This window comes from Pseudomonas sp. GM78, assembly GCF_000282475.1.
Classification (GTDB): Bacteria; Pseudomonadota; Gammaproteobacteria; order Pseudomonadales; family Pseudomonadaceae; genus Aquipseudomonas.
Genome location: NZ_AKJF01000099.1, coordinates 1 through 26,664, shown reverse-complemented (window position 1 = coordinate 26,664; position 26,664 = coordinate 1). Strand labels below are relative to the sequence as shown.

25 protein-coding genes and 2 pseudogenes are annotated in these 26,664 nt (G+C 59.2%); 12 read left to right on the top strand and 15 right to left on the bottom strand.

Translation table 11 applies throughout. The features are described from left to right. Together PMI35_RS14440 and PMI35_RS14445 are read right to left on the bottom strand one after the other, a co-directional pair. Positions 1–280: sulfatase-like hydrolase/transferase (locus PMI35_RS14440; RefSeq protein WP_008060468.1), on the bottom strand; the 280-nt coding region annotated here is incomplete at its 3' end. Positions 281–556: 276 nt separating this feature from the next. Next, complete coding sequence (locus PMI35_RS14445; protein ID WP_008060467.1) at positions 557–1,003, bottom strand: hypothetical protein; 447 nt, start codon at positions 1,001–1,003, stop codon at positions 557–559. Between the two features lie 430 nt (positions 1,004–1,433). On the opposite strand from PMI35_RS14445, the gene PMI35_RS34645 reads away from it, so the two are divergent. From PMI35_RS34645 to PMI35_RS14460, 4 genes and pseudogenes are all read left to right on the top strand, one after another. Further along, on the top strand, positions 1,434–1,658 hold the full coding sequence (locus PMI35_RS34645) for a hypothetical protein (RefSeq protein WP_008060465.1): 225 nt from the start codon (positions 1,434–1,436) through the stop codon (positions 1,656–1,658). 167 nt (positions 1,659–1,825) lie between these two features. Further along, positions 1,826–2,182, top strand: a pseudogene (locus tag PMI35_RS14450) (outer membrane protein transport protein); the annotation flags it as partial. Between the two features lie 101 nt (positions 2,183–2,283). Next, positions 2,284–2,754 (top strand): hypothetical protein, encoded by a 471-nt coding sequence (locus PMI35_RS14455; RefSeq protein WP_032831648.1) that lies wholly within the window; start codon positions 2,284–2,286, stop codon positions 2,752–2,754. Continuing rightward, positions 2,741–3,130, top strand: a complete 390-nt coding sequence (locus PMI35_RS14460; protein ID WP_008060462.1) for a hypothetical protein — start codon at positions 2,741–2,743, stop codon at positions 3,128–3,130. Before PMI35_RS14455 ends, PMI35_RS14460 begins: the two co-directional genes overlap by 14 nt. A 437-nt stretch (positions 3,131–3,567) precedes the next feature. On the opposite strand, the gene PMI35_RS35330 is transcribed toward PMI35_RS14460, so the two are convergent. The 4 genes from PMI35_RS35330 to PMI35_RS14470 all read right to left on the bottom strand — a co-directional run bounded on the left by PMI35_RS35330 (position 3,568) and on the right by PMI35_RS14470 (position 6,215). Continuing rightward, positions 3,568–3,738, bottom strand: coding sequence for a hypothetical protein (locus PMI35_RS35330; RefSeq protein ID WP_008060460.1), 171 nt, complete (start codon positions 3,736–3,738; stop codon positions 3,568–3,570). A 44-nt stretch (positions 3,739–3,782) separates the two neighbouring features. Next, positions 3,783–4,025, bottom strand: a complete 243-nt coding sequence (locus PMI35_RS35325; RefSeq protein WP_238543178.1) for a hypothetical protein — start codon at positions 4,023–4,025, stop codon at positions 3,783–3,785. A gap of 181 nt (positions 4,026–4,206) precedes the next feature. Beyond that, entirely contained in the window at positions 4,207–4,749 is a 543-nt protein-coding gene (locus PMI35_RS14465) for a hypothetical protein (protein ID WP_008060459.1), read from the bottom strand. A gap of 239 nt (positions 4,750–4,988) precedes the next feature. Next, complete coding sequence (locus tag PMI35_RS14470) at positions 4,989–6,215, bottom strand: ATP-binding protein (RefSeq protein WP_008060457.1); 1,227 nt, start codon at positions 6,213–6,215, stop codon at positions 4,989–4,991. Positions 6,216–6,365: 150 nt separating this feature from the next. Between PMI35_RS14470 and PMI35_RS14475 the strand changes: the two genes are divergently transcribed. Continuing rightward, on the top strand, positions 6,366–7,238 hold the full coding sequence (locus PMI35_RS14475; RefSeq protein WP_008060454.1) for a GNAT family N-acetyltransferase: 873 nt from the start codon (positions 6,366–6,368) through the stop codon (positions 7,236–7,238). Next, on the top strand, positions 7,238–8,131 hold the full coding sequence (locus PMI35_RS14480; RefSeq protein ID WP_008060452.1) for a polysaccharide deacetylase family protein: 894 nt from the start codon (positions 7,238–7,240) through the stop codon (positions 8,129–8,131). The genes PMI35_RS14475 and PMI35_RS14480 overlap by 1 nt, the downstream gene beginning before the upstream one ends. 370 nt (positions 8,132–8,501) lie before the next feature. Here PMI35_RS14480 and PMI35_RS14485 read toward each other — a convergent pair. Both PMI35_RS14485 and PMI35_RS14490 read right to left on the bottom strand, forming a co-directional pair. Beyond that, positions 8,502–9,095: pseudogene (locus PMI35_RS14485) on the bottom strand (DNA-binding protein); the annotation flags it as partial. Between the two features lie 207 nt (positions 9,096–9,302). Continuing rightward, positions 9,303–10,166 carry an MBL fold metallo-hydrolase gene (locus tag PMI35_RS14490; RefSeq protein WP_008060439.1) on the bottom strand — a complete coding sequence of 288 codons (864 nt, stop codon included), beginning with the start codon at positions 10,164–10,166 and terminating at the stop codon, positions 9,303–9,305. Between the two features lie 150 nt (positions 10,167–10,316). On the opposite strand from PMI35_RS14490, the gene PMI35_RS14495 reads away from it, so the two are divergent. Further along, positions 10,317–11,420: a CaiB/BaiF CoA transferase family protein gene (locus PMI35_RS14495; protein ID WP_008060438.1), complete on the top strand. Its 1,104-nt coding sequence runs from the start codon at positions 10,317–10,319 to the stop codon at positions 11,418–11,420. A 69-nt stretch (positions 11,421–11,489) separates the two neighbouring features. Here PMI35_RS14495 and PMI35_RS14500 read toward each other — a convergent pair whose 3' ends face one another. Continuing rightward, a complete protein-coding gene (locus PMI35_RS14500) occupies positions 11,490–12,497 on the bottom strand; it encodes an AraC family transcriptional regulator (protein ID WP_008060436.1) in 1,008 nt (335 codons plus the stop codon). A 402-nt stretch (positions 12,498–12,899) separates the two neighbouring features. Here PMI35_RS14500 and PMI35_RS14505 point away from each other — a divergent pair, with 402 nt between their 5' ends. From PMI35_RS14505 to PMI35_RS14525, 5 genes are all read left to right on the top strand, one after another. Further along, entirely contained in the window at positions 12,900–14,357 is a 1,458-nt protein-coding gene (locus PMI35_RS14505) for a flavin monoamine oxidase family protein (RefSeq protein WP_032831652.1), read from the top strand. 109 nt (positions 14,358–14,466) lie between these two features. After that, positions 14,467–15,918, top strand: a complete 1,452-nt coding sequence (locus PMI35_RS14510) for an arylsulfatase (RefSeq protein ID WP_008060430.1) — start codon at positions 14,467–14,469, stop codon at positions 15,916–15,918. 212 nt (positions 15,919–16,130) lie between these two features. After that, complete coding sequence (locus PMI35_RS14515; protein WP_008060428.1) at positions 16,131–16,514, top strand: c-type cytochrome; 384 nt, start codon at positions 16,131–16,133, stop codon at positions 16,512–16,514. A gap of 57 nt (positions 16,515–16,571) precedes the next feature. Next, on the top strand, positions 16,572–18,356 hold the full coding sequence (locus PMI35_RS14520) for a DUF1302 domain-containing protein (protein WP_008060426.1): 1,785 nt from the start codon (positions 16,572–16,574) through the stop codon (positions 18,354–18,356). Positions 18,357–18,365: 9 nt separating this feature from the next. Beyond that, positions 18,366–19,727, top strand: a complete 1,362-nt coding sequence (locus PMI35_RS14525) for a DUF1329 domain-containing protein (RefSeq protein WP_008060424.1) — start codon at positions 18,366–18,368, stop codon at positions 19,725–19,727. Positions 19,728–19,997: 270 nt separating this feature from the next. On the opposite strand, the gene PMI35_RS14530 is transcribed toward PMI35_RS14525, so the two are convergent. From PMI35_RS14530 to PMI35_RS14555, 6 genes are read right to left on the bottom strand one after another with little or no spacing between them, the layout of a single operon-like run. Continuing rightward, a complete protein-coding gene (locus PMI35_RS14530) occupies positions 19,998–21,770 on the bottom strand; it encodes an alkyl sulfatase dimerization domain-containing protein (protein ID WP_008060422.1) in 1,773 nt (590 codons plus the stop codon). A 28-nt stretch (positions 21,771–21,798) separates the two neighbouring features. Further along, positions 21,799–22,773 (bottom strand): alpha/beta fold hydrolase, encoded by a 975-nt coding sequence (locus PMI35_RS14535; RefSeq protein WP_008060413.1) that lies wholly within the window; start codon positions 22,771–22,773, stop codon positions 21,799–21,801. A 22-nt stretch (positions 22,774–22,795) separates the two neighbouring features. Next, entirely contained in the window at positions 22,796–24,211 is a 1,416-nt protein-coding gene (locus tag PMI35_RS14540; RefSeq protein WP_008060411.1) for a DUF1254 domain-containing protein, read from the bottom strand. Positions 24,212–24,268: 57 nt separating this feature from the next. Next, complete coding sequence (locus tag PMI35_RS14545) at positions 24,269–24,739, bottom strand: acyl-CoA thioesterase (RefSeq protein ID WP_008060409.1); 471 nt, start codon at positions 24,737–24,739, stop codon at positions 24,269–24,271. 47 nt (positions 24,740–24,786) lie between these two features. Further along, positions 24,787–26,016 (bottom strand): pyruvate dehydrogenase complex dihydrolipoamide acetyltransferase, encoded by a 1,230-nt coding sequence (locus PMI35_RS14550; protein WP_008060407.1) that lies wholly within the window; start codon positions 26,014–26,016, stop codon positions 24,787–24,789. A 1-nt stretch (position 26,017) separates the two neighbouring features. Beyond that, the gene (locus PMI35_RS14555) at positions 26,018–26,503 is read right to left on the bottom strand and encodes a VOC family protein (RefSeq protein WP_008060405.1); all 486 of its coding nucleotides are present in this window, start codon (positions 26,501–26,503) and stop codon (positions 26,018–26,020) included. Positions 26,504–26,664 lie beyond the last annotated feature (161 nt).

Sequence of the window (26,664 nt, the reverse complement as noted above, 5' to 3'; positions counted from 1 at the left end):
GCATCCCGGTAAAGAAAGCGTTGCGCCCCGCCGTACAACTCTGCTCGGCATAGTAGGTCATGAACTTCGCGCCTTCCTGGGCAATGCGATCGATGTTCGGCGTTTCACCGACCGCCAGTCCCTGGTGATAAATGCTCGGCTGCATCCAGCCGATATCATCGGCCATGATGAACATGATGTTGGGTTTCTGGTCGGCCGCTTGAGTCACTGCCGACAGGCTGGCACCCATTGCCAGACCGCTTATCGCCAATCCCGTCAGTACAAGTTTTCTCAGTTTCATGAGCTTGATCCTCTTCCAGTTGATTCACATAACTACCCTTCCGGATACGTCGTGCGCTCATCTCTCAAGGCTCAAAAACTGCAACTTCCCCAATCCCTGTACCGACGGTCATCCGCCTTTCGTGTGGGACTCTTAATAAATTGAGCTTTGACCGTAATGGCTTGTGGCTTTTGCCTTGTACATACCCTATTCAGCCCCTACCACTAACAGGAGGGTGAGTATAGACGCGCATTTACCCAGTGCCGGCCGCAAAGGCGCGTCAGGGTTCAGGTCATTTCACCGCTTTGCCTGGGCGACATCGCCGCAAAAGATATCGACGCTGCCATCTTCCGGTGATGTCCGAACGACAATGGAATAGTGTCCGGAAAGCAACTCTGACGTTGTAATAGGAGCATTACGGTAAAAGCTCCATCCGTTGGACCCGGCTTCGTCTTTTGTATTGACCTTATCGTTCATGGCAAAGGCGACTGGCCCCGGTTGCTGGCAACTGCCTTTGTTGATGAAGGTGTAAATGCGCGGGGGCAGGATTGTTCCGTCCGGAACACCGGAGATAAAGAAGTCGAAATTGGTTTGATTGCCTTCGGGGGTCAACGTGGCGTTGCCAGTATGTCCGGTATTGGCGTGGGTGGCAGCCAGAGGTAAATTCATGGAGTGGTCTGAAGCGGTACTGCAACCGTACAGACTTGCCACGAGAAGCGCTAACGGGACGATGCGAATTTTCATAAACAACCTCCAAAAGTGGAAGAAGTGCATGGGGGGACCATTGGGTATAGCTCATAAATAAATGGGCTGTTTTCAATAAATTCGCGTCGTGAAACTTCGCCTCCGTCACTCACCGTCCCGGACGGAAAAATGGAAGAAACGCAGGTGCCCGTCGTGCTCAAGCGACTACTCTGCGACGGGCATTCGCACTCATTGGCTTACGCCTCCATGATGTTGATCAACAGACTTTCACGCTGGCTAACATCGGCCTCCACGTCCCTCATTTCGTACATGTACACACCTCTACTGCAGGCGGCAGTGAACACTCCTTGAAGTAGATGAACCTGTAGCGGGTACGCAGCGCGAGGTCTTGTACCGGCAACGGCACGATTTCACCGCCGTTGAGTTAGCGCTCGAACGTCGACAAATTTCCCAGCGCCAAGGCATTGCCATGCTCGACGGACTGGACGATTTGCATGGGCACATCAATTTCGATTGCCGGAAAGAAGTCCCCGGTCAACGCATCATAGGCATCCGCACAACCGAGGGTTGCCGGAAGCAAGGGGTCGCCAATCGCAAGGGAATGCCTTCACCACTGTTGCAACTCTATGCGGCCATTGAATTGGCGGTTACTCCAGTCGCCTGCTGGCTGTTGCGACTTCGCGATCCAGAATAAACCAAGGGAAGCGCGAGCAACTTTTTTCGTATCTTGACCCTTCCAATATCAAGAATATGAACTACCACTAATGTGTGCTCGAAGCGCGCTGGTTCAATGCAGTTAAAGCTATTTAACATTTGCTATTAGCCTTATTTCGAAAATGCACACTTGCCGGGATCTAATCCATGCAAACCAGAACAGGTGCAATGCCCGCCTTCACGTTACTAGCCCTGTGCAGTCAACAAGCTTGGGCCGGCGGTATCTTGCTCTACGAAATCGGCACCGATAACGTCGGCCTGGCCAACGCCGGTGCCGCCGCCCGGGCCCAGGGCCCTTCGACGATCGCCAGCAACCCGGCGGGCCTGAGCTACCTGCCGGGCACGCAGATCACCGGTGGCTTGCAGGTGCTGTATGGCGACCTGAGTTTCGATCGCGACGCCGACACCAATGTCCCGGGCAGCGGCAGCGGCAATGCCCTCGATCCGATTCCCGGCGGCAGTTTTTTCATCAGCCATGAACTGGATGACCACTGGAGTGTTGGGGCCATGCCGAATTGACCCACGTGCCGACGCAAGACTGCCCCACCTCCAAGTCGGCACAAACCCTGCCTAGGGAACGTTTTTCGAGGAGTAAGACTGGGTCAGTGACATCTCGGCATCTGGGGCAATTCGGCGTCAGCGCCTACAGGCATGACCCGATATGGGAGCAAAAGGGCGAGTTGCGATATATGCCACCTGGCGCATTCGCCAATCGTTTGGACACCGGCTTGGTGAGAGTGTCTCCGTCGCAACTGCTCAACGGCCGTAAACCTGGACCGGAAGATGTGCGCGTGAGCCTGGCCTTGTACAAACCGCAATTCCATGTAGGAGAACAACGCTGGTACGCTGATATCGTCATCAAGCCGGACAAAACGCTTATTTTCCTTTTATTCGCTTGTGTTTGGCTCCGTATTAACCAAATGCCATTGAAGGGTGCGAATTATCTGAAATCGTCAGTACTGAATTCATTCAGCTTATTCCTGAGCGCGTTGCACGGTACAGGTGAGAAAGTCCAGAACCAGGGCATCAGAACTGAACATCACGATTGCAGGACCTTCTTCATTGGGCTTGTCTGAAGATGTTCAGTTGCCGGGAAGCGGGCAACCGTCAAGTAGCAACCGGATCGTAGTACGTGTTTCCCAAGCACACGGCCAGCGGCACGCGTCGGGTGAGCAGTCGGATACGGCGTGGATTCCCATCAGCAATCAAAATGGACATGAGGAAACCGAACTGGAGTATCGTAACGGTCTGGGGGTGTTACCACAGAACAAACCTTTGTCGTATCAACTTGAGCCTGATGGCCTCTATTCGGTCTATCTTGAGGAGTTACAGGCGATCAAGGTTGACAAGGAACCGCCCGATGCCAGTCCGCCCCACTCATATCTGCCTGATGTTCAATACGATGAGCGACTGGTGTATGTAGATCGGGTGATCTTGCCCATCAATGGCTAGTCGAGCAAACAAAGAGCACGGTCGAAAGCCACAGCAACGATCGTTAGCGAAACGTCGACAGCCGTGCTCCATCGACGTTCACGTGATAAGTGAGGGAGCGTTTACCTACGATTCCCCACACTTATCATCGCATTCCATCTGCGCCAGGATTTTTGCTTCATTGTCATTGGCGGCAGATATCGTCACGGTCTTTTTAGAGCCGTTACCACAGGTGCATTCGTAAATGTAATTGAAATTTCCCGGGGTTCCTGCAGAAACTTTTTTCAGTAATTTTATGGTCGACATTACAACCATCCAGTGAGCAAATAAATCCAATTACCACAGATCAAGTACAGTGAGCAGTATAGATGCCGTTTTCAGCATCCAAAAACCTTTGCTGATACTCCCTGCCACCTAATCCTTCCTTCTCCCTGCCGTGGCAGCTTGATGAACACCGCTCAGACCAATTCTCCATTGACCATCGTACGATCGAAATTCAACCGCGCCATGATCGGTGCATCAGAGAAGCTGAACAGGTCGAACTGGCTTTCGGCGTGCAATGACGAACTGATCCAGGATGGAATGACAAAGAGGTCGCCTTTTTCCAGGTTTTGGGTGACGCCGTCCAATACCCCCTCCCCCCTGCCCTCGAATAGTTGGAAAGCCCGCGAGCTCACTTCGCGCCGCTCGGCCGATACTGCACCGACACGCAAGCGATGAAACTAGGCGCGGATGGTGGAATGATGTCGCCGCCGGTGGTCGGGTTGACGAAGCGCACCGCGGCATGACCTTTCTCCAGGACACCGGGGAAGCCTTCTTCTTCGAGTCGCAGTTGCTCAGCGAGGGCACGATCGATGTGTTCCCAAGGATAGGCGATCCATTCGCTCCCTTTTGCTCGTAGTCTGGTGCTTGACACCCCCCAATCACTTTAAAAAGATAAAGATTGTGATTTGCCGTTAAAAAAAATAAAACCTCTACAAAACAGTCGATCAAGTTCTTCGCTATTCGGTATAACCCATATAAAACACAGGTTATAATTTATCTTTTTTAAGTGATTACGACAGATGGGCAGATTTGAAGCCAGGCTCAGGCCTCGATCACTCTGCTGCAGCTCGCGCCTGGACCTCAGCGATGTAGCCCAGGACAAACGGATCCTGAGAACCTTGCTCCTTGTAATAACCAACTACGTTGGCCAGTGTCCACCGCAGCAATCTCATCAGAACCGGATCGGAAAATTTCCAGCTGCTCGACTCATACGCATACCGGCTGTTGGTGAACACGTCGCGGTATCTCTCGAAAGAATCTTCCTGGCTATCCAGCGCCAAGCTGCGACGAATCGCTTCAGGCATCGCATGGAACAACGTCAACAGATCGTGCTTGTCAGGTTTTTTACGACTGGTTTTGTCGGTCCTTTGCAGATGCTGGTGAGCCGCAGCCAACGCTACGGCGTCGAGTTTGTAGGTCTCGCCGGATGTACCTTGATGCTGGTCAGGCACAGAAATAAAGCTCTTGAGCAGGATTTCCATGCCAATCGCCGCGTTGACCTGGGTAACGTGCGGCAGGTTCTGCGCGTCCAGAACCTCAGCAGCTTTCAGGTAATTGTGAGCGCTTTGAAGCATCCAGCGTCGAAAATGACCCATTGCATACTCCTTTGAATGGCCGTCGCAGGTGGCTGGAACCCCTGAACGGATTACTCGAGCCGATTTTGCGTGTCCTTGAAAGTTTCCGCACCGATTTGCAAGATAGCGAACAAGGATGAGCTACCCTTCCCCATTGATAACGATAAATTATAGCTACACTAAATGCCTGTTTAGTTTAGTTATAATTATGTGTGCTTGCTGGTGCACTTCTTACTGCTACCCCGCCGCAACCGAAAGCATCACGAAACTTTACGAGCAGTACCAGCGCTTACGGGTGGTGGCTGCCAATCGTTACCCGGCATGATTCGTTTCATGTACTGATCGAACATCGGCACGGTGAATGCGGTATCACCGTGGTTTGGGCTCCAGATCATGCCTTTGGTAATAAGACTGCTGCGTATGGGCCCAAGCGACTGGCTTGTCCGGCCAAGCCGCCCGGCTATATCGCCAGATCGATGAGGACCCGCACCCAGATCGGCCATCGCTCTTAAAAAGATTTTCTCAGCGACCGTCATCCGGTCAAAACGAACCCGAAAAAAGCTTTCATCCAGCGCGGCTATCGCCAGTGGCGAGGCGTCCCTGACGTCTTCAACGGTGATGTGGTCGTTGCCCGCTACATCCCAGGAACTCTTGCCCCATTCCTGAATGAAGTACGGATAGCCTTCAGTCATGGTGACCACCAGATCGGCTGCGTCTGGATCGACAATCACCCCTTCGTCCTCAGAAGGCTTTACGAACGCTACCTTGGCCTCAGGCGGTTCTAACGGGCCAATCTCCGGGTAGTCGAACAATCGCTCAGCGTACGACTTTGCGTTTCCAGCACGGCCACGTAGCTGCGGTAGACCCGCACCCACAATGGTCACCGGAAGGCTCAGTTGCGATACGCGATGGAGCGCAGTAATTAAGGCAGCCAACTCCTCCTCGACGACGTACTGAAGTTCGTCGATGAAGATGACCAATGCAGTTTCAGCACCGCGAGCCGCTTCACCTACCTGAATCAGCAAGGTGGTTAGATCACCTTCGAGATCGCCGTTGTCGGCCAGTCCTGCTTCAGGCTCGAAATCAAAGCCGACTTCTATGTCCGAATAAGCCACCTTCAGAGACCGGGCAAAGCCTGTCAGTGCCCTGAGTGCGCGAATGGCCTTGTCTTTGGCGGCCTCTACTCGACTGATGCGAAGCAGCGCGGAACGCAGCTGCGGAGCCAACAAGGAAGGCAGGGAACGTCCTTCCGGCGCCTCTGCATAGGCGGTATGAATACCGGCGGTCTCTGCATCGATGAGCATTCGATTCAACAAGACGGTCTTGCCTACACCACGTAAGCCGACCAAAACCATGCTTTTGGACGGACGCCCTACCCGCAGGCGCTCGATGGAGATCCGCAGCTTCTCGCGGATAACATCACGCCCGGCAAGCTCGGGGGGACGAGTACCGGCACCAGGGGCGTAGGGGTTGCGAATGGCGTCCATTGTTTCTACTCAAATTATGGAGTTTATCTAAATTCAATAATATGCCTATATTTCGATAGATTCAATTCGGGTTCCCTCCCCGCTCATCCCGGACTCCCGCCATCTGCTAGCGTGTAATCTACTCGATTGGCAATTGAGGAGAACTTCGCAGTGTCGAACCAGCTGGTCATACGCAACATGACCCGGCCCGAGCTCGACGAGCTCGTCGATTGGGCGGCTCGTGAGGGTTGGAATCCAGGCGTTCACGATGCCGAGCTGTTCTGGGCGGCGGACCCTGCTGCCTTCATCGCGGCGTCCCTGGGCGGCGAATTGATCGGCGGCGGTGCCATCACTTCCTACAATGGCGAATTCGGTTTCATGGGTTTTTTCATCGTCCGGCCTGAATATCGCGGCCAAGGCCTGGGCAATACCCTCTGGCACGCACGCCGCGAACGGCTCCTCGCCCGGCTGCGCCCAGGCGCGAGCATCGGCATGGACGGCGTCTTCGCAATGCAGGACTACTACGCCAAGGGTGGTTTCGTCTTCTCCCATCGCAACATGCGCTTTCTTGCCGATAGTGCCAAACGCCCGGCGATCTCGCCGTTAGATGACCAGGACATAGTCCCGTTGGCCACCTTCCCGTTCGATCAGGTTGTCGATTACGACCGCACCTGCTTTCCGGCCGAGCGCGCCACCTTCCTGAGGGGGTGGATTTCCCAGGCCGACGCCCTCGCCGTGGGTTGCCAGCGCGACGGCAGGCTCAGCGGTTATGGCGTAGCAAGGCGCTGCCTTGACGGCTACAAGATCGGCCCTTTGTTCGCCGATGACGCCCTGGCAGCCAATGCCCTGTATGCGCGCCTGGCGGAATTTGCGCAGGGTGCCCCGTTGTTTCTCGATGCCCCGGAGAATAACCCTGCCGCGATGGCGCTTGTGCACCAACAGGGCATGGCCGAGGTTTTCGGTTGCGCACGCATGTACCTCGGCCCTCCTCCGGCGATCGCGCACGAACGCGTGTTCGGCGTCACGACCTTCGAGCTGGGCTGATGTCCCCCCGCGACCTCCTCGGTTATGGTGGCTGCCCGCCTCACCCGCGATGGCCCGGTGAGGCGCGCGTTGCGGTGCAGTTCGTCCTGAACATAGAGGAAGGCGCAGAGTCATGCATCCTCAATGGCGATGCGCAGTCGGAGGCCTGGCTTCACGAACTGCCGGGCCGCCCGCCGCGTGAGGGGGAAGCGGACTTGAGCGTCGAGGGCATGTACGAATACGGATCGCGCGCCGGTGTGTGGCGCATTCTCGAGCTGTTCAGCGCCCGAAACCTGCCGTTGACCGCCTTCGCCGTCGGCCGGGCACTGGAACTCACCCCGACGATTGGCCATGCGCTTTGCGCTGCCGGGCATGAGATTGCCGGGCATGGCTACCGTTGGCTGGACTATCGCGACATGCCTGAAGACCAGGAGCGGCTCCATATCCGCCTCACGCTCGACGTGATTGAGCAAATCTGCGGTAAACGCCCCGTGGGTTGGTACACAGGCAGGGTCAGCCAGAACACCCGCCGCCTGTTGCGCGAGGACGGCGGGTTACTCTATAGCTCCGACGCCTACAACGATGACCTGCCCTATTGGCTCCCAGGCTCGCCCGCTCACTTGGTGATCCCTTACACACTGGTCAACAACGATGCCCGCTATCTGCTGCCGAACGGTTTCGCCTGTGGTGATGACTTCTTCCGGCTGCTCAAGGATGCTTTCGACCTGCTGTGGCAGGAAGGCGCGCAACATCCGAAGATGATGAGTGTCGGCCTGCATGGGCGGATCAGTGGCCATCCTGCTCGTGCGCTGGCGTTGGCGCGCTTTCTCGATTACGTGCAAGGCCATGACGCGGTGTGGATCTGTCGGCGTGAAGAAATTGCCAGGCACTGGATAGCGCAATTCCCTGCTTGAGTGGTGACCCACTGAAGCAACTGTTTTCGATGTAGACCGCGGGCATTCAGGTCGCCCGCGTCTGGCCGCGACCGCCTCCTACGCCGCGCGGTTAACGTCCGGCATCTACCTGATCAGCGGCCTGACCTATACCCATAACCCGGTGTTTACCCCAGTGCACGGCGATGCACTGTTGTTGCAGGAGTCGCTGAACTTCCTGTTCTGAGTTCACCCGCACGTCTGACCCAATCCCCCCCCCCCCGGCTACACCACCATCGCCTACTTGATAGCCCGCCGGCGCCGAATGTTTGCCTTGGCCGTTTGAGCTCAAGCCATGCAATCCGGTTTTTGCCTTTCGAAAAGGACGCAAACGGCACCACAACACTCACGTTTAGCCTGAGCCCTGCGCAGCCGGCGTTTTGCGTACACGCGCCTTGCGCTTGGCGGGTGGTGCTTCGCGCACCTGGATCAGTTGCTGCTCCAGGGTATCGGCTCGGGCCTGCTGCGCCGCGGCGCGTTGCTGGACTTGATTGAACTCGGTCTGGACCGACTCGATTCTGCGCTGCAACTGCTCGACTTGCCGGCCAGCGGCCTTGAGTTGGATCGCCATCGCCTTGCCCTCCTCCCGCGCGCGGTCGACCTCACGGTGTGCACGATCCTCGACCCCGCGCACGTAGCTCTCCTGGGCGACGCGCTCCTGCTCGGCCTTGACCCGCAGAGACTGTAAATCCTCCTCGGCCTTGAGCCTCAGCGCCTGCAAATCCTGCTGTAACGCCTGGTTTTGCTGCTGAGTTTCACGGCGCTCATGCAACAAACCTTCACGCTGCTGCTGCAAGTCCTCGATCTGCGTCTGGCGCTGGGACAACAGCAGCTCCAGATCTGCCAGACGCAACTCGGCTGCCTGGCGTCCAGCCAGAGCCTCCGCCGCCTGCTGGCGAAACTGTGCCGCGTCCTGACGTGCCTGATCCTCGATTTCGGCGACCTTGTGACTGTGCAAATTTGATATTTTTCAGAGTCGTTTTGTCCTTTCGGCCCTTCTTTGAGGACAAATTTGAAACTCTTATGCACCGTGTTGTGCAATTGTGAAACTTTGCAAGATAAGAAAAACGCCGCCCATCGTGAGATCAGCGGCGTTTTTTTTGCATTTGCGATTTCCCCGCTGCACGGGCCCAGCCCGCGTCGCACGCGTCGATCAGGCCTCGAATCGGCTGAACGAAGCGTGCTGGTCGAAGGGCGTGTAACGTGCCTGTCGATCGCGCGTGACCTTGATCATGGCGATCTCAGGGTCCCGGGAAAAAAACAACCGCCCGCCGCTGGCCACCAAGTGGTCGAGCAGGCGCTCCTTCTCTCCGACTACGCACTCTGGATTGCGGTCGTAGGCGCTGGTGATATCCAGGTCAAGCCAATGGATACCCGGGATCAGGTCGCCGGCATACACCACCGGACCGCCCCGCATAGCGATTTCAGGCACCAGATGTCCCGGTGTATAGCCATCACAGACATGGAACTGCCAGCCATCGCCGAGCTGGTCACAGCGGCCGCCATCGATCAGCACCAGGCGGCCGCTGTCCTCAATGCGGTGAATGATCTGCGAGACGAACTGGCCCCTGTCACGCGGATGCGGGTGCCGGGCGCGCTGCCAATGTCGTTCACCCACGATGTAGTGCGCATTTGGAAACAGCAGGCGTGGCATCTCCCCTTCCCTGACCAGACCAGCCAGATCAGTTGATAGCTGCGCATGCAGATGAGGCAGCACGACCGCATCGATATCACCTTCGCCAAGCCCGAGTTTGGCCAGGGTGTCCAGCAACCCCGGAGCACGTGGCTGACAACGGCAGGTTCGTGGTGGTGGTGCCAGAAGCGCCTCTGCACCGGCGACTATCAGGATATTCTTGCCGGCCTGCTGCACCAGCAGGCCGCGCGTGGCGAGGTCCACCAGGTTGTCCTGATCGGGCTTGATCCAGTTTGCCCAGCGCAGGCGCGGCGTATTGCCAAAGACAATGCCACCGTCAAGTTTGGTGTTTCTGCCGACCAAGGTGGAAATGCTACGGTTCACAATGCTTACCTCTTCAGACTGGCCATGGACGTGTTAACACCTGCAGCTTGAACCAGTGCCGTGAACTGCCACCCACCCCCAATGAGTGGGGTTGGGCGTTTTGTCCGAACGCTATCATCGACCGGTACTGAACTTTTAATGGAGAGCGCTATGCAGACGAAACAAGGGCCGCTGTCGGGCCTTAAGGTTCTTGAAATCGCGGGGCTTGGGCCTGGGCCCTTTTGTGGAATGCTGCTTGCCGATCTTGGCGCTGACGTGGTGCTGGTCGAGCGTGGCGCACAGACTGCCGACGAAATCGACATGGGCGCCGGCGCTATCTATAAGCGCGGCAAACGCTCCGTCGGGGTTGATCTCAAAAGCCCGGAAGGCATCCAGACCGTACTGAGCCTGGTAGAAAACTGTGACGCCCTGATCGAAGGCATGCGTCCCGGCGTGATGGAGCGCCTGGGCCTCGGACCGGATGTTTGCCTGACGCGCAATCCGCGTCTGGTATACGGCCGCATGACCGGTTGGGGTCAGGATGGTCCGCTGGCCCAGGCCGCCGGGCATGACATGAACTACATCGCGCTGGCCGGTGCGCTGTGGTATGCCGGTCAGCCCGGGCAGGCGCCGATTGCGCCTCCAAGTCTGGTGGGTGACGTTGGCGGTGGTGCGCTCTACCTGGCCATCGGTTTGCTCGCCGGCGTCATGAACGCTCGCACTACCGGCAAGGGCCAAATCATCGATGCCGCGATCATCGATGGCTGCGCCCACATGCAGAATTTGCTGCTCAGCGCCAAGGCCGGTGGTCAATTGCCCAACGAGCGCGGACAAAGCGGGCTCGATGGCCCGCACTGGTACAACACTTACCTTTGCGCCGACGGTAAGTATGTGTCCGTGGGGTCTTTGGAGCCGCGTTTCTATGCACTGCTGCGGGAGAAGCTTGGCCTGGGCGACGACCCGGAAACCGCCAACGGCTACAACCCGAAAACCTGGCCGCAGTTGCGCGAGAAATTCGCTTCGATTTTCGCCCGGCGTACCCGCGAGCAATGGTGTGAAATCCTAGAGGGGACCGACGCCTGCTTCGCCCCGGTACTGAACCTGGATGAGGCGGCGGACCACCCTCACCTTCAGGCTCGCAAGGTATTCTACCGCGAAAATGGCATGCTCCAGGCCAACCCGGCGCCCCGCTTCAGCGGTACGCCGGCTGGCAGGCCGGGCCCGCTGCCTGTACGTGGCGAGCACACTGACCAGGTGCTGCGCGACTGGCTCTGAGGCAACGCCACAACGACAATGCCCGTATCGCAGCATACGGGCATTGTCGTTTATGGGCTGTTCGTTGTTTTAGCGAATATGCTGACGAAATTCGCGCGGGCTGAGCCCGGTCCAGCGACGGAAAGCCCGGGTAAAGGAACTGGCCTCGGTGTAGCCCAGCCCCAGAGCGATGTCGTTGATGCTGCGAGACGAGTTCTCCATGTACTCCAGCGCTTTCGCGATGCGGATTTCCTCGACCAGCGTGTTGAACTCCAGGTCCTGTTCTTGCAGACGGCGTTGCAACGTCCTCGCACTGAAACCCAGTTGTTTGGCGATCGCATCGAGGCCGACGTGGCCTGCTCGCAGATTGCCGGCAATGGTCTGACTGATGCGTGCCGTCAGTTCGGTGTCCGCCAGGCGCTTCTTGCGCTGTTCTTCCAGAAACGGCTGTAACGCCTGGAAGAGGCGCTCATCGGCCGTGACCAAAGGCTCTTCGAGCATTGCACCTGGCCAGATCATCACATTGATGGATTGGCCGAACCGCAATGGACATTGGAACGCCTGCTGGTGGAGGCTGATGTCGGCGGGCTGCGGATGGGCGAAATCGACCCGCAGCGGGGCGAACTTGTTATTCGTGACTTTGCACAGCGTGGCGTACAGCCCGGCCATCGCAAACTCGGCATCCTGTCGGCGCCGCGTAATACTTGGATCGGTCAGCTGGTAGTGGACTTCGACCCGTCCACCGCGCAAGTACCAGGTCAGCTCATTGGCGTGGGCATGTACCACCAGGTAGCGACTGATGAAATTGAGCATGGCGCGGACATCCCTGGCACTGCGTGCAGCGTGTCCGAAGGCGCCCAGATAGCTTCCCGACGTCGGCGGACTCAACTGGCCCAGGCCCATGCGCAACCCCAGGCAGGGGTCGACATGTTCGGCGGTCGTCTCCAGAAGCTGAACGTAACTGCTCAGTGGCACCTCGCTGTCTGCGCGATCAATGACATCCGGACTCAAGCCAACGGACTCCAGGTAGGGCCTGAAGATCTCGCTATGCCGTTGCAGCAACGTCTCGCTGAACACCGTGTAGTTGCCATGAGACATGATGGGCCTCTTGTTCAGATCGCCTTGAAACTCGAGACATTACACTCCAAACATCGCCACCTCACTACCCCCAATAAAAGGGGGGCATACCTCGCCCCTCTGGGTGTCATCGTCTTGTAGGAGCGAGCTTGCTCGCGATGAACCCCAGAACACCGCGGTTATCCAGCAAGCGTGCGTTAGCGTTAGCGTTAGCGACCATCGCGAGCAATCGAGCGTCGACCGGCTGCTCCTACAAGGGATTAGCGAAGACGCAAATATCCAGGCGCATTGCGACTGGCGTCAGATGTCAGATTGCCTGGCGCCATTGAGCGATTCTTGGCGGGGCCTCTCTGTCACCGTTGTGCGCTAAACGCCCAAGGGCGATGACAACAATAAAGAGGTTGGGCTATGACGGAGCGTGAAATGAACACCCAAGGCGGCGTCAGTCGGCGCAGGTTTCTGCGCGATGCCGGGGTCGTCAGTGCTGCAGGCGCGGCGGTGGCTGTGGGGGCGGCGCACATCGATGGCGTGCAGGCGCAGGAAAACAACCAGGGCTGCAAGAGCGCGGGCTGCGATTGCGACGTGGTGGTCATTGGCGGTGGTTTCGCCGGGGTGACCGCTGCCCGCGACAGCAGCAAGCACGGCTACAAGACGCTGCTGCTGGAGGCGCGCAATCGCCTCGGTGGCCGTACGTTCAGCAGCGAATTCGCCGGCCACAAGATCGAGCTGGGCGGCACCTGGATCCACTGGACCCAACCCTTTGTCTGGGGTGAAGTCGAGCGTTACGGCCTGCAACTCAAGGAAACCCCCGAGCACCACGTACCGGGCAAGGACACCTTGTCGGTGATCCACGAGGGCAAACGCATCGAACTCGCGGGCAAGGACTTGATGAGCGCCGTCGAGGGGATCTATGCCTACTTCGCCGAGGCTCGCAAGCTGTGGGAGCGCCCCTACGACGCCAAGTACACCTGGAATCAGCTCAGCGCCGTGGACGCGATGAGCGCGACCGACCGTTATGCGCAGCTATCGCTCACGCCGCTGCAACGCACCGTGGTGGACGCCTACATCGCAGGCATTTCGCACACCACCAGCGACAAAGCGTCCTATGCCGACGTGCTGCGTTGGTGGTCTCTGCCGGGCTGGGAGCTGTCGCAGTTCAGTGATTCCCTCGGTCGCTACACCTTCAAGAACGGCACCATCAGTCTGATCAACGCAATGATCGCGGACGGCCAACCCGAAGTGCGCCTATCGACGCCGGTGGCCAAAGTTGAAGACAAGGGCGATCGGGTGCTGATTACCACCCAACAGGGCGACACCATCGTGGCAGGCGCCGTGATCGTCGCGGTGCCGATGAACGTGCTGCCGCGCATCGATTTCTCCCCTGCCCTGGACCCGGCTCTGGTAGCGGCCGCCAAGGAAACCCATACAGGCAGCGGGATGAAGGTGTTCGTGCGGACCAAAGGCAAGCTGCCTGTGGAAGGCAAATACACGGGCATCGCCGACTCGCACCAGCCACTCAGCCTGGTGACCACCTATGCCAAGGCCGACGACCACACTCTTTTCGCCTGCTTCGGCAGCGACCCGGACAAGCTCGACGTCCAGGACCGCGACGCCGTGCAGCAGGTCTTCGAAAGCTTCTTCCCGGGCATCGAAGTGACGGAATGCTACAGCTATGAGTGGACGCTCGACCCTTATTCGCGGGGTACCTACTGCAGCTACCGACCCAACTGGCTGGGCAAATACTACGACCATTTCCAGCAGGACCGCGGTCGGGTGATCTTCGGTCAGGGCGACCATGGTGAAGGCTGGCGCGGCTTCATCGACGGCGCGATCAGTGCCGGTGGCAAGGCCGCCAAACGCACGCAGACGTTGCTGGGCTGACGCATCACATCCCGAGTGCCGAGCGTTGGACGAATCGTCTTGCAGGCAAGGCAAGTCGATTCGCGTAACGCATCGGCAGCGAGAGAATCCGATCCCGAAAGGAATGTCGATGAAATACATAGCGTCCACTGCTGCGCTCACGGCAGCGCTACTGAACGTCCCTGCGCCGGCTTTCGCACAGCCGGGCAGTCCCAACATCGTCGTCATACTGATGGACAACCTGGGCTACGGCGAACTCGGTGTATACGGCGGCGGCATCCTGCGTGGTGCGCCAACACCGCGTATCGATGAACTGGCTGCCGAAGGCGTGCGCTTCACCAATTTCAACGTCGAACCGCAGTGCACGCCTTCGCGCTCGGCGCTCATGACCGGACGCCTTCCCATTCGCTCCGGGACCTACAAAGTGGTCGGCGGCGGTGCGCCGGATGGTTTGACGCAATGGGAAGTCACCCTTGCCGAGTTACTGTCCGCTCGCGGCTACGCCACCGGAATCTGGGGCAAATGGCACCTGGGCAGCAACGAGGACCGTTTTCCCACTCACCAGGGTTTTGATGAGTGGTACGGGATACCGCGCACCTATGACGAAGCGATGTGGTCGGCCGCCGATGACACCGACAATGACCGGCCGGCCATCGGGCGCAATCAGGGCTGGGACGAGTCCCTGGCACCTGCGCAATACATCTATGAAGCACGCAAGGGCGAGCCGGCCCGCAAGGCAGCCAGGCTGGACCTGGCGACCCGGCGCACGCTCGACGCGCAAGTCGCCACCCGCGCAGTGGACTTCATCCAGCGCAATGCCAAGGCGGGGAAACCCTTCTTTGCCTATGTACCGTTCTCCCTGGTGCACATGCCCACCCTTCCCAACCCGGAATTCGCCGGCAAGACCGGGAATGGTTCGTGGGCCGATGCACTGGCGGAGATGGATCATCGCAGCGGGCAGATTCTCGATGCGATCAAGGCGGCGGGCATTGAAGACAATACCCTGGTGGTGTTCGCCAGCGACAACGGTGGTGAGGCGACCTACCCCTGGCAAGGCGCCAACGGCCCTTGGCGCGGCAGCTACTTCACCGCCATGGAAGCGAGCCTGCGCGCGCCGTTCATCCTGCGCTGGCCGGGGAAAATCAGCGGTGGCCGCGTCACCAATGAGGTCGTGCACATTGTCGACCTGTACACCACCCTCGCCCATGTGGGGGGCGCACAAATACCGCAGGATCGGCCGATTGATGGGGTGGATCAGCTGGAGTTCTTCACCGGCAAACAGGACAAATCCAGCCGCGAAGGTTTCCCGGCCTATGTGGCCGACCGGTTGACCGCTGTCAAATGGCGCAACTGGAAACTGCACTTCATCTGGCAGGAGAACATGTACGACCCACCGCAGGTGCTGCCTGTGGCAAAAGGCGTGAATCTGCTGACCGACCTGCGTGAGGAGCATGATGTCCTCGCGCAGAACACCTGGATCGTGAGGCCGATGATGAAAATCGTCGGGGATTTGAAGGCGAGCCTCAAACAGTATCCGCCGATTGAAGCCGGGACACCGGACCCGTATAGCCCACCGAAATAAAGATCAAAAGATCGCAGCCTCCGGCAGCTCCTACAGAGGGTCGCGCACACCTGTAGGAGCTGCCGGAGGCTGCGATCTTTTGATTTTGACGATTGGCGCCGAAAGCTAGAAACCCTGTCGCCATCCAGCGATTCATCCGCCCCCTTCAACTGCCACCTTATCCGCACTTACTCCACAACGGCGGTAAGACCCGGTTAGCAGTGGGATACACGATGCAGACAACCATTCGCGGATTGGCATTGGCCATCCTTTCCAGCGGTTTCGCAATGGCACATGGCATCAGCCAGGCCGCGGAGTGCGACGCCAGTGCTGGCCAACAAGTGTTCCAGACCAAGTGCAGCGCTTGCCATGCGCTCGACGAAAGTCGGGTGGGACCCAAATTGGCCGGGGTCGTCGGTCGCCCGATCGGCTCGGTGCCGGGCTTCACCTACACGGCAGGCCTGACCGGTGCAAAGTCAACGTGGAACGTCGAGCAACTCGACCAATTCCTGACAGCCCCGGCAAAGAAGTTTCCCGAAACCGCCATGGCCTTTGGCGGCCTACGCAAGGCCGAGGAACGCCAGGCAGTGCTGTGTTTCCTGCAGACAAAGAGCTGAGGCGCAGCCACTGCCCTCTGCTCAACAACAAAAGACAACAACAATAAGGAACACCCAGTGCACAGCAAAATATTCAATCGCTGCCTGTTGGCGGCCGGGGTTTCGGCCGCGACCATGGGGCAGGCGCTCGCGGTCGACTTCACCATCGGCGAGATCCAGGGCCAGTTCGACTCGGCACTGTCGATTGGTGCCAGTTGGGGTACCCAGGCGCCGAGCCAGAAACTGATCGACACCACTAATGGTGGCAGCGGCTTCTCCTCCGGCGGCGACGACGGCCGTCAGAACTTCAAGAAAGGCGAGACCTTCTCGAAGATCTTCAAGGGCGTGCATGACCTTCAGTTGACCTATGGCGACACCCGCGCCTTTGTGCGGGGCAAATACTGGTACGACTTCGAGCTCAAGGACGAGAACCGTCCGTTCAAGCCAATCAGTGACGACGGTCGCGACATGTCAGCGCGGTCTTCCGGCACAGAAATACTCGACGCCTTCGTGGCGCAGAAATACTCCATTGCCGATCGCTCCGGGGATCTTCGCCTGGGCAAACAAGTCGTGAGCTGGGGTGAAAGCCTGTTCATCGGCAACTCGATCAACTCTATCAACCCGCTCGATGTCGCGGCCCTGCGTCGCCCCGGCGCGGAGATCAAGGAAGGTCTGATTCCGGTCAACATGCTCTATGTGTCGCAAGGTCTGACCGACAATTTGAATCTCGAGGCCTTCTACCAGCTCGAATGGCAACCCTACGCCCTGGACAACTGCGGCACTTTCTTCGGCGCCGATCCGATCGCCAAGGGTTGCAATAACAACTTCACCGCCGGTCTGGCTGAAGTCAAGCCGCTCGAACCCATCGCCGCCGCCGCAGGGCTGGGCTTTGGCTTCAATGGCCGTGAAGGTGTATTCGTCCCGCGCGGTAAAGACCACGAGGCCCGCGACAGTGGTCAGTTCGGCCTGGCGTTGCACTGGCTGGGTGACGGCACTGAATACGGCGCCTACTACATGAACTACCACTCGCGGAGCCCGACCCTGGCCCTGCGCCCGGCGAGTGGCGTGACCAACTTCATCAACAACGTGTTGCCTGCCAGCGGCCTGGGCCCGGACGAACAATTCGCCCTGGGCCTGGCGACCGCTGCCGGCAATAGCAGCTACTCCCTGGATTACCCGGAGAACATCCATCTCTACGGCCTGAGTTTCGCCACCACATTGTCCACCGGCACGGCGTGGAGCGGCGAGATCAGCTACCGGCCCAATGCCCCGATAACGATCAACAGTGCCGACCTTGGCGGTGGCTTGTTGAACCCGGCCTTCCGCGCGCTGACCGGTGCAAATGCCGAATCGACCGTCGACGGCGAAGAAGGCCAGGTCATCCAGGGTTATCGCCGCAAGGAAGTCACCCAGGCGCAAACCTCCTTCGTCCATATATTCGATCCGATGCTGGGCGCCGACTCGCTCAGTCTCGCCAGCGAAATCGGCGTGACCCACATCGGCGGCCTCGAATCGCTCAACAAGCAGCGTTACGGCCGGGATTCAGTCTACGGGGACGTCAACCAGGGTGGACGCAACGGTTACTACACCACCTCGTCCTGGGGCTACCGCGCCTACGCCAAGCTGGCCTACACCAACGTCTTTGCCGGCGTGAACCTGACCCCGAACCTGTTCTGGTCCCATGACGTTTCCGGTTACAGCCCGGTGTTTACCGAGGGTTCCAAGTCTGTCGGCCTGGGCCTCGATGCCGACTACCGCAACACCTACACCGCCAGCCTCAGTTACACCAATAACTTCGGTGGCGATTTCAACACTTCGGTCGACCGCGACTTCGTGGCGCTGAGCTTCGGCGTTAACTTTTAAGGCTTGATAATGAACAAGACAATTCAGAAAGGTTGCATCCTGGCCCTCAGCCTGTTGACTTTGCATGTCATGGCGGCCGTACCCGCGGGCGAGGCCAACAAGCTTGGCAGCGAACTCACTCCGCTCGGTGCCGAGAAATCGGGCAATGCCGATGGCAGCATTCCGGCATGGTCCGGCGGACTGCCGAAAAGCGCCGGCCAGGTTTCTGCCAACGGTTTCGTGTCCGACCCGTTCGCCGCGGAAAAACCACTGTTCGTCATTACCGCAGCCAATGCTGCGCAGTACCAGGCCAAGCTGACTGATGGCCAGATGGCCATGTTCAAGCGCTACCCGCAGACCTACAAGATTCCGGTCTACCCGACGCATCGTACGGCGTCGGTACCGCAGGCCATCGCCGAGGAAGCCAAGCAGAATGCGTTGAAAGTCCAGCCGACCAACAACGGTGACGGCGTGGCGAACTTCCATGGCTACTACGCCTATCCGATTCCGAAAAATGGCGAAGAGGTGGTGTGGAACCACATCACCCGCTACCTGGGCGGCAGCGCACGCCGCAGCTACGTCCAGGCCACTCCACAGGTAGACGGTGACTACACCTTGGTGCGTTTCGATGAAGAAACCATTTATCCGGAGAGTGTCCAGGATCTGCCGGCCGAGCGCGCCGACAACCTCCTGTACTTCTACAAGCAACAAGTCACCGCGCCAGCGCGACTGGCCGGAACCGTAGCGCTCGTCCACGAGACGCTCGACCAAGTGAAGGAACCTCGTCTGGCCTGGGTTTACAGTGCCGGGCAACGCCGGGTACGCCGCGCGCCTCAACTGGCCTATGACGGCCCTGGTTCAGCCTCCGACGGTCTGCGCACCGCCGATAACCTGGACATGTTCAACGGTGCCCCGGACCGTTATGACTGGAAGCTGGTGGGCAAAAAGGAAATCTACATCCCGTACAACAGCTACAAACTGGAATCCACTGCACTGAAATACGATGACATCGTCAAGGCCGGCCACATCAATCCGGACCACACGCGTTACGAGTTGCACCGCGTCTGGGAGGTCGTGGCAACGCTCAAGTCGGACGCTCGGCACATCTATTCCAAGCGCCATATGTACATTGACGAAGACACCTGGCAAATCGTCGAGGTCGATCACTATGACGGTCGCGGCCAACTGTGGCGCGTCGCTGAGGGTCATCCGCTGTTTCGCTACGACCAGCAGACCACTTACGCAGCCGCAGAAACACTGTATGACGTGATTTCCGGACGCTATCTGGTCCTGGGTTTGCGCAACGAAGAGGCGCGCAATACCCAATACGGATTGACGGCCAAGGTGTTTGATTACACGCCGGCGGCGTTGCGTACTGATGGGTTGCGTTGATTGACTGGTTGCAGGCAAATCTGCAGCTGTTCAATTGGGCACTAGGCTGATTCTGGACCGGCATGCACGCGTGCCGGTCCTTCTCCGTAGGCCTGTCGATAAAATCAAAAGATCGCAGCCTTCGGCAGCTCCTATGTATGGACTCGCGTGTACCTGATCGACGCGTACACCTGAGCTGCCGAAGGCTGCGATCTTTTGATCTTGCTTTGGCTTTTTGATCTTGATCTGTCTCAGGCGGCTACTGCTAGCCGCCCTCACAGCATTCGCCGACTAAACCTTGTACAAATCGAACAACGCGAGAAACGTCGAGGCGCCCTTCTCGTCCCCGGTCAACTCGACCTTGCCGCTCCCCAGCAACTCAGCCAACCCCTGTTTGTTCAGGAACAGCGCGGCGAACGTCGCTGAATCGAGGCGCAGAACATAATCAGCCTTCTGCGAGTAGGTCGCGGGCGCCGCAACGAACTGCGCCACGCCGCGGCGCAAGTGCAGCGCCACCGAGGATTGAGTGCCATCGACAAAGTCGAAGCGCATCACCGCATCGGTGTCCTGAGCCTTGATCGGGTCAACACGCACCCGCAACTCGTCGACGAAGCGCGCCGGATTGCCAGCAATCTGCGCCGGATTAGGCGGTATCACTCGCGGCAGCCTGGTCTTACCCTCCAGGGCCAACGCCTGGCTCAGCATGAACGCACGCGTCAGGCTCGCGGTGGCCGTATAGGCACTCTTGCGCAGCAGATCGGCCTTGAGCTGTTTGACTTCGGCGTCGTCCGGCGTCAGTCGGAATTGATAGCCCAGCAACTCCAGAGCCCAGGCCAGCTCACCCTTGGCTTGCGCCTTGCGTACCTCGACGAGCAACTTGTCGCGCCCACCCAGCAGTGGCACCAGTCGTTCGGCGCTGGCCTGCGGTGGCAGTTTTACCAGGCTCGCCGCATCACCGTCCCACCAACCCAGTGCGTGCTCCATGATGGCGGGTGCGTACCAGTCCAGTTGGCCATAGGACTGGAACAGATTGGGGTCTTCGGCCAAATGACGAGGCAGTTTGATGAAGTCACGCAGATCGTCTGGCCCCTTGCCCTGGAGAATGCCGCGCAGGGTCTGATCCAGCACCAGGTTGATGAAATCCTGGTAGTTGGTCAGAGTCTTGAGCACCTTGTCCTTGCCGGAAACCGGCAGGGCATGCTGACTGATCAGATACTCGGGTTGCAGGTCGATCAGGTCTTGAAGGGCCAGGGTCCAGTCGCGCGGCTCGCGGTACTTGGCGCCTCGCGGGGTATAGAAGTTGGGCATCCACGGCCACGCCATGTTGTTCAGCGCGACCTTGCGGTCCGGCAGCCAGACGGCAATGCAATCGTCAGTATCGGAGCCGCCACGGGTGAAGAATTTCAGACGCACACCCGCGACCACCATTTCCTGGCCATGCTGCACCGGTGTGTTCACCGGAATGAAACCGCTTTCCCCCAGGGACACAGCGAAGCCGGCCTTGCCGTCAGGCCCTTGTTCCGGCAAGGCGATCTGCGCGTGCTGGTACGCGCGGGCACGCTGCAGCGGTTCGACCTCCGAGTAGTACGAACCCAGCCCGCTGATCTGCATGTTCTCGTTGAGCTTGGGATGGCCGATGGTCAGCACATCCTTCTCGCCTTCGACCAGCGTGCGGGCACCTTTGGTGTAATGGGAGTGGCTGTAGATGATGGCCTTGATCGGCTTGTCGCTGAACTTGCGGATCTCTTCCCGGTAGCGCTTGCCATCGGCCAGGCCCTCGCCGGTGTCCCAGACGATCAGCCCGTCCGGACCTTCGATCACTGCCGAATTGAGCATCAGGCCAGGGACAATCCACACGCCCTCGGTGAGTTTGTAGGGCTCGTTGTTCTGATGCCGGACGAGCTTGGCATTATCGATCACTGCCTGGTTGATCGACGCACCGTTGGCGGTGTGTCCCACCTGAACGGGAGCACCCATGAACAGCGAGTCTTCGGCCAGGGCAGGCAACGCGACACTGGCGGCGAGCAAGCTGGCAAACAGCGGTGACAGCGGGAAACGCGGCATACATAACTCCTTTCTGGTTCTTGTTGTTTTACAGGGCAACCGGCTGAGTCGCGGGATAGCGCCGGGCGAGGAAATCCAACAGCAGCGTATTGACCTGCGTCGGTTTTTCGTTTTGAGTCCAATGGCCGCAGTTGGCCAGGCGATGCTGTTCCAGGTCTGGAACCAACGCCGGCATCCGTTCAAGGGTGACGGCCTCCACCCGGCCGATCGGATCGTCTTCACCGAGCAGAAACAATGTGGGTTGCAAGATCTGTTGGCCGGCAAGCTCGGCGGTGCGCTCCCAACTGCGGGTGAAGTTGCGATACCAGTTCAACGGTCCGCGAAAGCCCTGGGCGAAGGTACGCACATACACTGCGAAGTCTTCCTCGCTGCACCAGGGCGCATTGGCCGGCACCTCGCCCAAGCCTTCGAACAGGCAGCTATCCGCCGGCTTGTCCTGCAGGAACAACTCGCTGTCACCACGGCCGAAATGAATACGTCGCAGGCTGGTGGCAATATCGGCGTCCAGTTCGGCCTCGGCGACCCCGGGTTCCTGGAAATACAGCAGGTAGTGGAAACGGTCTTCGAATGCCTTGCGCAGCAGATCGATTGCCGGACGCTTGGGCCGTCCGCCGAAGGGCACCGACAACGTCACCAACGCCTTGACCCGCACAGGTTCAAGCAGGCCCAGGTGCCAGGCCACCGGCGCGCCCCAATCGTGACCAACGACACAGGCCTCGCTCTGGCCCAGTGCGTCCATGGCGGCCTGGATATCGCCACACAGCGTGACCATGTCGTAAGCGTCGATGGCCTGCGGTGCACTGGTCTGGCCGTAACCACGTAGTTCTGGCACACAGACACGAAAACCGGCCGCGACCAGCGCCGGAATCTGTTTGCGCCAGGAGTACCAGCTTTCCGGAAAACCGTGCAGCAGCCAGACCGGACGGCCCTGCTCGGGGCCGGCACTGTAAAGGCTGAGTTGGATGCCGTTGACCGACAGGGTTTGGTGATGCATGTCCAGCATGTGTTCGCTCCTTGTGAATGTATCAATCAACCGCTTTGATTGTCGGCGGCTGCCAGGTCTGGTTCAGCACTGCTTCGTCCGGTACGTAGGCACGCAATGCCAGGTAGAAACGCCCCTGCTTGGGCGACGGCAGCCAATTGGCCTCTTTATCCTTACCCGGCGAATCCGACTGGAGATAAACACTCAACGATCCATCAGCGTTCTGCTTGACCCCGGGCGTACGATCCCGAATCGCATAGCGATTGATCGGGTTGTCGACCAGATTTTTGTCCGGGCCATACAGGGTCAGTGACCAGAATTCCTTGACCGGCGGCAGCTCGCCCTTGTTGAAATGCAGGGTGTAGCGCTTGTTGCCATCGAGCGGCTTACCATCGACGTCGGCATACGCCACGATGTAAGTCGCCTCCTGCGGTTCGTTGCAGATAATGCCGCCGGCGGCGCAGATTGCCCGGCCGCGGAAGTCATCTTCAAGGCCGGCACGCCCGCCATTCTTGCGCGAGAAATGCCAGCCATTGACGGGCTTGTTGGCAACGCCTGCCGCCGACATTCCACCCACCATGGGCCGACCGCCCTCTGCGGCGCGAACCAGGCCGCGCTTGCTTGCCTCATCGAGTTTGTCTAGCTGGCCATTGAGGCCAGGGCCAATGCCCACGGTCGCAAACAGGTCGAGCAGTTGTTTGTCCTTGGCCGCAGGCGGGTTCAGCGCCATGGCCTGGTTGATCGTTTTCCAATCCGCCAATGGGTCGCTTTTGCTGTCGACGGGTACCTGCACATCGCGATTTTCAGGCAGCGTCGCGCCGGACTTGCCCCACAAGCTAAGTGGGACGACCTGATACTGGTCCTGCAACTTGTTGACGGCGGCAACATCATTGCGGTCTTCGACGAAGGTGCGGCCGAACACCAACGCGTGAGGTGTGCGGGCACGGATCACGCCCTGCACATTGGCGGGAGTTTCCCCCTTCCAGTCCGGGCCGACAATGAGGAAAGCGCCCGCCTTCGATCCCGTGGTGCGTTTGCCGACATAGCCGAAATTGTCGGCGTACATGTCTGCCAGTTGGAAAACGAAATAACGTTCGCCCATGTCAGGATGAGCGAGCACTACCGGCTCCTTGCTCAGATCGAAGAAGCCCCATGAGTAAAGCGTATCGTTATTGGGCGAGCCGCCATCCTTGTAGCTGGCATCGACGATATCCCTGAAGTGATAAAAATGGTTCGGTGCCGCATACGGGAACGAGGAAGCATCCGTAGCCCATTTATGCTGCAGCGTCGCCAACTGCAGGATGGGGAACGCGTAGATGTACGCCTGTACGCCGACCGAGTAAGCGTACTGTTCCTGCCAGTCGCTTGCAGGAGGTAGCGCTTTTTCATCTTTCGCCAGTGCCGGGGTCAGCACCAGCGCAAGGGCAAGGGCGGAAAGGGAAAAACTTGGAATTTTCATCGTCAGGCTCTTGTTGTTTTCAATGAAAAAAGAGGTGATCCGCCCGGGGCGTTGCCTCTACGTTGATGTCGCCGACAGCAGTTCACAGCCATCAACCTCGACCATCTTGCTGCGCAAGTGATCCGGCACAGTGACTCGCTCTCCGGTGTCGTTCACCAGCCAGACACAGAGGGCATGGCCATGGCCGACACGGGAGCCATTCCAGACGGCGAACTCCATGCGAAAGCTGGTGTTGCGAACCCAAGCGACCCGCGCCGTCACCAGAATCTTTTCGCCATGCAACAGCGAACGGTCATAGGTAAAGCCAACGTCCTTGAGCACCGGGCCCGGAGCATCGGCGGTAAAGTTCGGCACGCCCAGCGCCTGGAAATAGGCATTGCGCGTTTCCTCGCACCACACCAGGTACGCACCGTTGTTGACATGGCCGAAAGGGTCCAGGTCGCTCCAGCGCGTCTGAAAGGTCGTTGCAAACCACCAACCTGCCTCCACGCCGTAGCGCGCGCGGGTGTCTTCGTTCAGCTCGTTCAATTGTGTTTCTCCAGCAAAATTCTGAAATCCGGTTGTCAATTGCTACGTCAGATCAGCGTTGTCAGCGGGTTTTCGATCAGGTTCTTGAAGGTCGCCAGCCACTGCGCGGCGATAGCCCCGTCAACCGCGCGATGATCGACCGATAGCGTCACGGTGAGCACCTGCGCCACGCCCAGCACGCCCTCCTCCACAATCGGCTGCGCCAAGGTGGCGCCCACGGCGAGGATGGCGGCCTGCGGTGGGTTGATGATCGCAACAAACGACTGGACACCGAACATGCCCAGGTTGCTGATGGTGAAACTGCCGCCCTGGTACTCGTCTGGGCTCAACTTGCCATTGCGCGCACGCGTGGCGAGGTCGGCGATTTCATGACTGATGCTCGACAGGGATTTGCTGTCTGCACCACGGACCACCGGGGTGATCAACCCGGCGTCGGTGGCGACCGCCACCGAGATGTCGGCCTGGGTGTAACGGCGCAGCGCAGTTTCGGTCCAGCTCACGTTCATTTGCGGTGTTGCCCGCAGGGCTGCGGCCACGGCCTTGACGATGAAGTCATTCACCGAAATCTTGCGCGATGCCGTCGCGTTGACCTGCGCGCGCAGGTCATTGAGCCGGTCCATTCTGCATTGCGCAGTCAGGTAGAAATGCGGAATGGTCGTTTTGCTTTCGGTCAACCGGCGCGCGATGGTACGGCGCATGTTCGAGTGAGGGATTTCTTCATAGCCGGCCTGATGCGCAGTCGCCGCTGGCTGCGGTTGCGGCTGCGCGATCGGGGCCGCAGGCGCTCGAGCGGCGGCTTCTACATCGCATTTGACGATACGGCCACGCGGGCCGCTGCCACACAGCCCCAGCAGATCGACCCCCAGCTCCCTGGCCACTCGCCGGGCCGACGGGCTGGCGAATATCCGTGAATCCGTGGAGGTCGCCGGACTGGCCTGGGCTGGCGGCGCAACGGGTGCAGCCGGCGCGGTCTGCGGGGTCTGCGGGGTCTGCGCCGCGCCAGAGGCCAGTAACGCGTTTATATCAGCGGCGGTCTCGCCATGGGCGAGCAGCACGGCGATGGGTGCCCCGACGGCCACGTCCTGACCTGCGGGGCTGAGAATCCGACCCAGCACGCCGGCCACATCGGCCTGGTAATCCACCAGCGCCTTCTCGGTTTCGATACTGACGAAGGCATCGCCGACCGCAATGCTGTCACCCTCCTGTTTCAGCCATTCGTAGAGTGTGGCCGAGGTAGCGTTGGCGGCTATTTCGGGCATGTGAATGAGCACTGCCATGTCAGAACGCTCCCTTGATCAGGTCGGGTCGGTATTGACCGATGTCTTCGTATTGCACCAACTCCAGGACGTTGCCTTCGGGGTCCCGGCAAAAGGCCAGGAAGACGCCGGGCCGAACTTCAACCCGCTGCTCGCCGGTCATGAATTCGATACCGGCGTCCAGCAACTCGGCGATGGCGGCGTCGATGTCTTTGATGATGAAGGTCAGGTAGTTCGCGTTTGGTCTATCGAGAATCCAGGTCCCGGGGACTTCTGCGGCCGGCGGTGTGTTGCGCGCCAGCAGCTTTATGCGCTCGCCATGGGAGGTCTGCAGGCGCACCACGGTGTAGGCCTCCGGGCACAGGCCGGCGGCGCGGGCCTTGTCGGCCGGTACGACGAATTCGCTGATGAAGGTGAAACCCAGTGTGGTTTCGTAGAAGGCCCGCAGTTTGGTCAAGTCGCGGCAAGCCAGGCCGACTTCCAGGGGGACAGCCATCTCCAGGCTCATGCGAACCTCCTTGGCAGCTCGGCAACACCCTTGTCGCGCATGACGCGGCGCAGGCCATCGATCACTTCTTCGCTGCGCGCACAGGCGGCACGCTCCAATACCTTGGAGATGCTCGGCGATGCCTCGCCGCCCGACACCCGTTGAACCGGCTGGTCCAGCCA

Bases quoted from the DNA above. Each gene is read 5' to 3' on its own strand.
- PMI35_RS14465 (WP_008060459.1), bottom strand. From the start codon at position 4,749: ATGGGTCATTTTCGACGCTGGATGCTTCAAAGCGCTCACAATTACCTG.
- PMI35_RS34645 (WP_008060465.1), top strand. From the start codon at position 1,434: ATGCTCGACGGACTGGACGATTTGCATGGGCACATCAATTTCGATTGC.
- PMI35_RS14525 (WP_008060424.1), top strand. From the start codon at position 18,366: ATGAACAAGACAATTCAGAAAGGTTGCATCCTGGCCCTCAGCCTGTTG.
- PMI35_RS14495 (WP_008060438.1), top strand. From the start codon at position 10,317: ATGCAGACGAAACAAGGGCCGCTGTCGGGCCTTAAGGTTCTTGAAATC.
- PMI35_RS14555 (WP_008060405.1), bottom strand. From the start codon at position 26,503: ATGAGCCTGGAGATGGCTGTCCCCCTGGAAGTCGGCCTGGCTTGCCGC.
- PMI35_RS14470 (WP_008060457.1), bottom strand. From the start codon at position 6,215: ATGGACGCCATTCGCAACCCCTACGCCCCTGGTGCCGGTACTCGTCCC.
- PMI35_RS14480 (WP_008060452.1), top strand. From the start codon at position 7,238: ATGTCCCCCCGCGACCTCCTCGGTTATGGTGGCTGCCCGCCTCACCCG.
- PMI35_RS14510 (WP_008060430.1), top strand. From the start codon at position 14,467: ATGAAATACATAGCGTCCACTGCTGCGCTCACGGCAGCGCTACTGAAC.
- PMI35_RS14505 (WP_032831652.1), top strand. From the start codon at position 12,900: ATGAACACCCAAGGCGGCGTCAGTCGGCGCAGGTTTCTGCGCGATGCC.
- PMI35_RS14535 (WP_008060413.1), bottom strand. From the start codon at position 22,773: ATGCTGGACATGCATCACCAAACCCTGTCGGTCAACGGCATCCAACTC.
- PMI35_RS14550 (WP_008060407.1), bottom strand. From the start codon at position 26,016: ATGGCAGTGCTCATTCACATGCCCGAAATAGCCGCCAACGCTACCTCG.
- PMI35_RS14500 (WP_008060436.1), bottom strand. From the start codon at position 12,497: ATGTCTCATGGCAACTACACGGTGTTCAGCGAGACGTTGCTGCAACGG.
- PMI35_RS14540 (WP_008060411.1), bottom strand. From the start codon at position 24,211: ATGAAAATTCCAAGTTTTTCCCTTTCCGCCCTTGCCCTTGCGCTGGTG.
- PMI35_RS14530 (WP_008060422.1), bottom strand. From the start codon at position 21,770: ATGCCGCGTTTCCCGCTGTCACCGCTGTTTGCCAGCTTGCTCGCCGCC.
- PMI35_RS14515 (WP_008060428.1), top strand. From the start codon at position 16,131: ATGCAGACAACCATTCGCGGATTGGCATTGGCCATCCTTTCCAGCGGT.
- PMI35_RS14445 (WP_008060467.1), bottom strand. From the start codon at position 1,003: ATGAAAATTCGCATCGTCCCGTTAGCGCTTCTCGTGGCAAGTCTGTAC.